Raw genomic sequence first — 7,299 nt, forward strand, 5'->3', positions numbered from 1 at the left:
AGGGCATAGAAACCACTGGAGCGTGAAGATGCCGAAGTACGTGGTCATGCGTGCGCAGCACCTCTAAAGCCCGCAGGGCATAGAAACGGGCCGCACCTTCGCCAGTCACGGTTTCCATGCGTGCGCAGCACCTCTAAAGCCCGCAGGGCATAGAAACGCTCGCCGTCGAATAACAGCCATTTCGTCATGACGGCCGTGCGCAGCACCTCTAAAGCCCGCAGGGCATAGAGACACCAGCGACACGCAGTACATGCTGCTCAGCACGTCACGTGTGCAGCACCTCTAGCGCCCGCAGGGCATAGAAACGACGCCACCGGAGCACCGGATGGCTCTTCTTTGTAGCGTGCGCAGCACCTCTAACAGGAGTATTAAAGGGTGTTTCACAAGGCCGTGAGTTGGGCACTTTCTGGGTATGACCGCGGTGTTACGTGCTGAGCGGATGTGGGTGGAGATGTTCACGGGGCTGCGGATGACGCAGTTCTACAAGCGGCAAAGACCACGATCGGCCTCGCAGAGTGCTGTTGCCGCTCGTGATAGTCGCGGTGTACTGCCGCACGGAGTTGACGACGCGACAGCTGGGCCCTTGTTCGGCGTCTCCTCCTTCACTGTATGCCGTGTCATCCAGCGCCTGGTACCACTGCTCGCACTCGAACCGGCCTCCCGCTCCGCCGACGCCCCGGACGGGATATGGATCGTGGACGGCACCTCATCCCGGTCCGTGACCGCGGCGTGGGCACCTCCCCCCGTAACTACCGGTTCTCAGCAAACGTGCAGGCCATCGTCGATCCAGAGACCCGCGCACGCGGGGCCACCGACGAGGCGAGCCCGGAGATGACGCTGCCCACCTCGTCGTGAAGCAGGCCGAGCAGCATGTACACCGCGCTCGCGGCCGGCGGCTCAGCGGCCGGTAAGGACGAGGGAAGTGGCTGTCACAAGCGGCCAGGGCGGGTAGCACGGAACCCGCACTCAAAGGTCACCCGTGCTGAGGCGGTGTGCGCTGGACGGGAAGGATCCGGGCGACCGGATCGGGGGACGACGACGCGTCGCGTAACTGATGGTTTTCCAAGCACAGTTGGTTGACCACCCGGACCAGCCCCTGAACGTCGGCGCGGAGTTGTTCGAGTTCGGCTTTGTCCTTTTCACGGAGTTCCTTGAGCCGTACGATCTGTTTACGCAGCCGGGTCTCGGCGTCGGTAGGCTGCCCGCGCTCTTTGACCTTGGCGTAGAACTCGTTCTTCAGATCGAGGTGGCGCTGCGTAAGGGCGTTGCGGGGGACGCCGGCCTCGAGGGCGAGGGCCACCACGGTCAGGGCTCCGTTGGAGCGCTCGGGGCGGCCGGTCAAGATGCGATCCATGGCAGCGCGGATGCGGTCGCGCTCGTCTGCTGCTCCGCTCACGGTGAGGGGTCCTTCAGGGTGATCCGCGTGCGATCGTGGGTGTCGGCGATGCCGCGCAGGCGGTCGGCGTGGTCGCGTAGTCGTTTACCGATCGGCTGGGGCACCTGCGTGGCCTGTTTGTCCAGGGTGTCGGCGCGGCTGCGCAGTGATGTGGCGTGGTGGTCGGTGCGGACGATGTTGCCGCAGCCGGGCATGCAGTGATCGAGCCGCGGGGAGTCGCGGACACCAGTGCGGTGGCACAGGGCGTGCTCGCGCTTGTAGTGGCACAGCAGGAGCGCTTGCGGGTTGTCGTAGATGAGGGCGTCGTCATTGGCGAGTAGGCGGCGGGCGGTGGTGGCGTCGATGACGGTGCCCTCGAAGCGCGGGGCGCGGGCGGCGGCCTTGATGGCGCGCCGGGCCGCCGGACCGGAGAGGCCTCCACCGGCCTCCAGGTCCTCGCCCAAATCCGCGACGGTGTCGGCCACGGCGCGGACGGTCTCGATGTCGATCAGCTCGTGAACGCCGTCGCGGCTGCGCGCCGCGTACCCCTCGGAGACCAGCGCGGTGCGCAGATGGCCGTACTGGATGGCCAAAGCGACCAGCCCGCCCGGGCGGCGGGCGATGTGCCAGGCCAGGGTGCGGCGGAAGCGCCTTGTGCCGACCGCCCCGTGCGGGTCGGGCGGGATCACCTCGCCGGGCAGGTCCTGGCGGGCGGCTTCGGCGTTGGCCCAGGTGACGAAGTCCTCGATCCGGGTCCGGAGGGCGGGTGAGCGCAGGGATCCGGTGCCGGGCCCGGCCATGGCACCGTGCACGGCGTGGCTGAACAGCAGCTCGCCGGGATCGACCATGCGCTCCAGCACGCGGACGGCGTTGACAACGGGGGTGATGGCCACCCAGGGAACGTCGCGTTTGCGCCCGGCGGAGTGGTGGTTGCCGTACTCGTCGGTGGCGTTCTTGTACTCGTGGCCGTAGATCAGGTGGCGACTGGTGCGGCCGCAGGCATCGGGCTCGGGATCCGGGCAGCAGCCGTGGCGCAGCCCGAGCACCTCGCCCGGGCGCATCCAGGTGAGGTAGGCGATGACGATGAAGCACGCCGTGACCAGCAGCCGGATCAGTCCCGGCGTCTCGGCGAAGTCGAGGGCCTCGCGCCACCGGCGCCCGGCGATGCGGCCGGTGATCGGGGTGGGCAGCGGGCAGGGACCGGGCCGCTGCGCGGCCGCGGCCACCAGGCCATGGCGCTCGACGTACAGGGCGACCTGGTGGCGGGAGGCGCCGGTAAGACCGCCGACGTAGTAGCGGGCGAAGCCGTACCCGTCGTGGCCCTTGAGCCGGACGGCGGGCAGCGGCGCCTGGGCGGCGATGAGCGGATCCAGATATGCATCGAGGGCGGCCTGCCCGGCCGGGGTGCTGGGGATGGTCCGGCCGGTCTCCGCCAGCCGCCGGGTGTCGGAGAAGCCGGCGAGGATGTCGTCGGCGAGGTCGTCGACCATGCGCAGGGCCCACACCAGCAGCGGCCCCGTGGTCTCTTCCGCGATCGGCTCGCTGGCGTTCTCCCCACCACCGGCGGAGGACGCGGCCGGCAGGTAGTCGTCGGCACCGAATTCGTCCCACGGCGGCCGGGCGATACCGACAGGCTGGGCAGAGAGCTGGTCGAACGCCCACAGACGGGTGAGCGTGCCGAGGATCTCCAGCACCCTCTCCCGGCTGGAGCCGACGAGCAGGTGCTGGTTGTAGGCGGTCCAGACGGCGGCGGTGCACTGGGCGAGCGAGGCCAGCCCGCGCTCCTCGAGCCAGGCCGCCAAGTACATCCACTGCCGTACCGCCTCGATCAGGTCACTCAGGCTGACGCGAGCCCGCAGCCGGGCGGCACGCTCGGCCAGGAAGGTGGGCCGCAACTCGCCGTTGATCATGGTCCAGGCGGCGAGTCTGAGTTCGTCCCGGAAGGCTGCGGGGCATTTACGCCAGCGAATGCTGGCCTTGTTGCTGCTGGGGTTCTCCGTCAGCGCTGCCAATGGCCAGATCCAGTCCGCGTAGCGGCCGTTGATGTGCGCATGCAGGGGCAGGACACGGTGCGGCAGCACGACGGGCGTGTCCGGTGTGGGCATCGGCAGGATGTAGGGATCGTGGTGGGCTGCGGTGGTCACGCGTCGAGCACTCCGGTTAGCAGGCAGTCGATGAGATTACGGTCGGCGTCGGTGACGCGGGCCAGGGCCTGAGCCCAGATCGGCTCGCCGAGGCGGCGCTTGAGGTCCTCAAGCCGGGCGTGGGCCTCACCCCAGTCGGCCTCCCACACCGTCGGCGGCTGGGCCGAGCGCAGGTGGTTCAGCGCCCGGTGCAGATGGGCCAGGCGCGGGTAGTGGCCGGGGTGGATTCGGGCGTTGGTGCAGCCCAGGCACATCAGGAACGAGGCACGACAGCCCTTGCCCGGCCTGGTGAAGGGGCTGTGCTCGTAGTCGTGGCAGTCCGCGGTCGCGGTTTCCCGGTCGTCGGGATCGGGACTGGCACGGAGTTCGGCGACCAGGACTGCCTGGCGAGCACGCTCGGCGGCGTCCTCGGCGCCGGCCGCGATGATGTCCGCGGCCTCCTGCTGCACCCGTTGGTCGACCAGCACGTAGTCACGGTCATGGGTGGCCTGGCTGTTCTGCCCCGGCTCGCGCCGCACCAGCGCATTGACCGTGCGCCGCCCGCGGCGGAAGGGCGAACCGGTCAGTCCTTCGGCCCGGGCCCAGTCGCTGCCAGCGCTATCGACCACGCCAAAACGGAAGAATCCGACTGGTGGGTGGTGATCGGAGGTCGTGATGGCGCGCCCGCCCTGTGCCCAGCGCCACACGATCAGCAGGTCGGTGCCGGGCGCGAGGTCCTCGACCACGGCTCGCGCGAAGCAGGTGGCCTGCAGGGCTTCGGTGATCAGCCTGCCTGGGGAGCCGGCCCCGACGTCAGTGACGTTGCGGGTCTCGAAGTAGCGGCCGCCGCCGCGCCGGTACTTCACCACAGGTATGCGGTAGGTCGGGTGTCCGTCCTCTCCGGGGTCGGGGCTGGCCTTGGGGACCTTGGCCTGGTGGATCACGGACAGGTTCCAGCCGAACTCGGCCATCAGAAGCACGCCCAGGGCAGCGGCCTCCAGCCGGGACAGGAACAGCCTCTGCCAGGTCGCGGCCGGGCTGGTGTTGCCCAGGACGCGGTGGAACCGCCAGATCGGATTCCGTGCTCCCTTCGCGCTGACCCGGCGCGGGATGTCGCCTGTGCGGGCCAGGGAGTCGAGCGCCTCGCCGAGGATGAAGTCGTGGCTGCCCGGAGCGAAGGCGCCCGCCCGCCACCGCTCCAGGTGCGCCGCGTTGTCGTTGATACGCAGCAACGCGGCGCGGAAGGTACGCCTCGCCGCCCGCTTGATGCGGCCGAACTCATCCTCACTGTAGGACCGAGTCTGGCTCTTCGGCCGTTGGCTGCGCACGGCCAGCTCGTCCACAACGGGCCCGCTCGCCAGCCGGGCGTCCTGCCGCAGCAGGCTGCCGACCCGGGTGATGGCGTTGTAGCCGCCCGCCGTGCCCGCCTGGCTCAGCCGCCACTGCTTGACCTGCGCTGTGGTCAGCTCCTCCACGTCCCGCGGCGGCCGCTCGAGCCCCGATAGAAACGCGGTGAACTTCTCCAGGAGCTGGAACATCAGTCTCGACGAGCGGTGACTCCCCCACCGATTCGGGGCGCATCGCGCGGCAAACAGCACGGCGAGGGAGCGCTGCATCGGCTCGGCGACCGACAGCGTCGCGAAGTCGTACGCTCGCACCCGGCCATTGCGGTCGACGTGCCGTACGACAAGCCCGCCCGGATCCAGGGGCTCGGGGCGGGCGTGGTCGCCTGGGGGCAGAGATGCCCGGCGTCCGCGTCGGCTCACGCCATACCCCCGAAGGGGTCGAGGCGGTCGTCGAGGTCCTGAATGCCCTCGGATTCCCGGGCGATGCGCGCGAAGACCTGATCCAGCTCCGGCATCGGCGCCTGGTCCGGATCGTCGTCAGCGGTAGCCAGCATCGCCCGCAGCTGCAGGTCGGCCACCGGCGCTAATGGTGACGTCGGGTATTGGAACTGTCCGAATGCCTGTCTGTTGGCTTTGTACGTGGCCGCGGAAGTCGTTTCGATGTGACCGTGGGAGTCACTGGCTGAGCGAGTTTGCGATGTCAGCTTGTTTTGATGTCACCAGGGGGCTTGCGGCGTTCGCCTCCCGCCTGCGTGACCGCTCTCGGGTCGTCTGTCCCGGCTGCCGTCGCTAGGCCATACGGGCCATCGAGTGCCGCCGTTCGATGGATACGGCGGTCGGGTCCGATGCGGCTGTCGTCCGCCTGGGACACCTTCCGTGCGGGCGTACCGGTGGATATGCCCCGGCCCGAAGAGGAACCCAGTGTCGTGCGGGTTCCGAACCGCTTGCCCGTCGTTCACCTGGGTGTTTGCAGGAAGGACCCTCGACGTGTCTGATCCCGTCGTACTCATCACGGGCGCGCTCACCGGTATCGGCCGCGCCACCGCCTTGGCTTACGCACGTCAAGGCGCGAACCTTGTGGTCTCCGGCCGCCACGAGGACGTGGGTGAGCAGTTTGCCGGGGAGCTGGCCGGCCTCGGCGCCCCGGCGGAGTTCGTGCGTGCCGACGTCCGTTTCGACGCCGATGCGAAGGACCTCGTCGACCGTGCGGTCGCGCGGTTCGGGCGGATCGATGTCGCTGTCAACAACGCTGGCACGGAGGGAACACCCGGCCCTGTCACCGAGGTGACCGACGAGGCTTACCAGGCCACCTTCGATACCAATGTCAAGGGAACGCTGCTGTGCTTGAAGCACGAGTTCCGGGTCATGAGGGAACAGGGCGGCGGCAGCATCATCAACGTCAGCTCCACCTTGGGCATGATGGGTTACCCCGGGGTGACCTTGTACGTCGGCAGCAAGCACGCCGTCGTCGGCATCACCAAGGCGGCCGCACTCGAAGGCGCCGCCCACGGTATCCGGGTCAATGCGGTCGCGCCTGGCTACACCCGGACCGCTATGTACGAGCGGTTCACCGGCGACGACACGGCGCGTGACGCGGTCGATTCGGTGCTGCCTATGCACCGGGCAGGCACCCCGGAGGAGATCGCCGAGGCTGTCCAGTACCTGGGTTCGGACAAGGCGAGCTACGTCACCGGGCACATTCTCGTGGTCGACGGCGGCCTCATGGCGGGCGGGCCCCTGTTCCCGAGCACGTGAATCGCAGGTCGGCGCAGGCCGTGTCGGCCTCGGCGGCGCGCTGCCCGCCCAACGGGACGTTCCGGTTCTCATCGTGACCAAGCGGGCGGCTCCACAGCACCCGCGCGACACTAAAAGTCACTGACATTGATCACGCCGCTCCTCGAGAAACGACTCCCGAAGTCACGACGAAACGACTCCCCCAGAAACTGACACAGCCAGTCTGTGGTAGCGCAGGGTCTGGGCCAGGGCAGGTCAGCGAGGCTCGGGTGGCAGTCTTGTGTCGGCTCAGTCGGCGACGGCCTGCTGAAGCTGTTCGAGGAAGTCGATCAGGCTCGTGGCGATCAATTCGAAGTCGTCGAACCAAGACGCTGTGGTGGACCGATGAACCGCCCCACTCGGGTCAACGGCAAGGAGGCTGCCTCCCCCGTCGCTTCCGAACACGACGCCGGCAACGTGATCTGCAACGTGCACGGAGCCGTACTCAGCGAGATCGTTGAGCACGTGGTCGGGTGAGTGGATGAAGTGCCCGTTGTCGATGTCGGGCAGGGCTGCCTCGGAGATCGTGTCGTAGAACGCGATCAAGGTGGGTGCGGCTGCGGGGGGGTGTGTCAACTTAACGGCTAATCTTGGTAGTTGAGGTGTCAGTTGTTGCTGGGGGTCAGGCGGCCCTCGAAGGCGATCTGGAACGCGTTCAGGGGTGCCTTCCAGCGCATGGTCC

The 7,299-nt window shown here is 68.3% G+C and carries 5 protein-coding genes, 2 pseudogenes and 1 CRISPR repeat array (1 of these 8 cut by a window edge); of the genes and pseudogenes, 2 read left to right on the top strand and 5 right to left on the bottom strand.

The genetic code is table 11. The features are described 5' to 3' along the window. Positions 1-359: a CRISPR direct-repeat array (repeat unit 16 nt; unit sequence GTGCGCAGCACCTCTA); it begins 93 nt to the left of the window's first position. Between the two features lie 53 nt (positions 360-412). Next, positions 413-798, top strand: a pseudogene (locus ACFYOH_RS42425) (transposase family protein); the annotation flags it as partial. Between the two features lie 175 nt (positions 799-973). Here ACFYOH_RS42425 and ACFYOH_RS42430 read toward each other — a convergent pair. Genes ACFYOH_RS42430 through ACFYOH_RS42445 form a run of 4 tightly spaced genes read right to left on the bottom strand, consistent with a single transcriptional unit; the run spans position 974 to position 5,422 of the window. After that, the gene (locus tag ACFYOH_RS42430) at positions 974-1,396 is read right to left on the bottom strand and encodes a hypothetical protein (protein WP_388637086.1); all 423 of its coding nucleotides are present in this window, start codon (positions 1,394-1,396) and stop codon (positions 974-976) included. Continuing rightward, positions 1,393-3,519: an integrase gene (locus tag ACFYOH_RS42435; protein WP_388637088.1), complete on the bottom strand. Its 2,127-nt coding sequence runs from the start codon at positions 3,517-3,519 to the stop codon at positions 1,393-1,395. Before ACFYOH_RS42435 ends, ACFYOH_RS42430 begins: the two co-directional genes overlap by 4 nt. Further along, positions 3,516-5,264: a hypothetical protein gene (locus tag ACFYOH_RS42440; protein ID WP_388637091.1), complete on the bottom strand. Its 1,749-nt coding sequence runs from the start codon at positions 5,262-5,264 to the stop codon at positions 3,516-3,518. Before ACFYOH_RS42440 ends, ACFYOH_RS42435 begins: the two co-directional genes overlap by 4 nt. Beyond that, positions 5,261-5,422, bottom strand: a complete 162-nt coding sequence (locus ACFYOH_RS42445) for a hypothetical protein (RefSeq protein WP_388637093.1) — start codon at positions 5,420-5,422, stop codon at positions 5,261-5,263. Before ACFYOH_RS42445 ends, ACFYOH_RS42440 begins: the two co-directional genes overlap by 4 nt. Before the next feature lie 409 nt (positions 5,423-5,831). Between ACFYOH_RS42445 and ACFYOH_RS42450 the strand changes: the two genes are divergently transcribed. After that, positions 5,832-6,599 (top strand): SDR family NAD(P)-dependent oxidoreductase, encoded by a 768-nt coding sequence (locus ACFYOH_RS42450; protein ID WP_388637096.1) that lies wholly within the window; start codon positions 5,832-5,834, stop codon positions 6,597-6,599. A 267-nt stretch (positions 6,600-6,866) separates the two neighbouring features. On the opposite strand, the pseudogene ACFYOH_RS42455 reads toward ACFYOH_RS42450, so the two are convergent. After that, positions 6,867-7,299 (bottom strand): annotated as a pseudogene (locus ACFYOH_RS42455) (hypothetical protein); the annotation flags it as partial.

Source organism: Streptomyces sp. NPDC007856 (genome assembly GCF_042868225.1).
GTDB lineage: Bacteria > Actinomycetota > Actinomycetes > Streptomycetales > Streptomycetaceae > Streptomyces.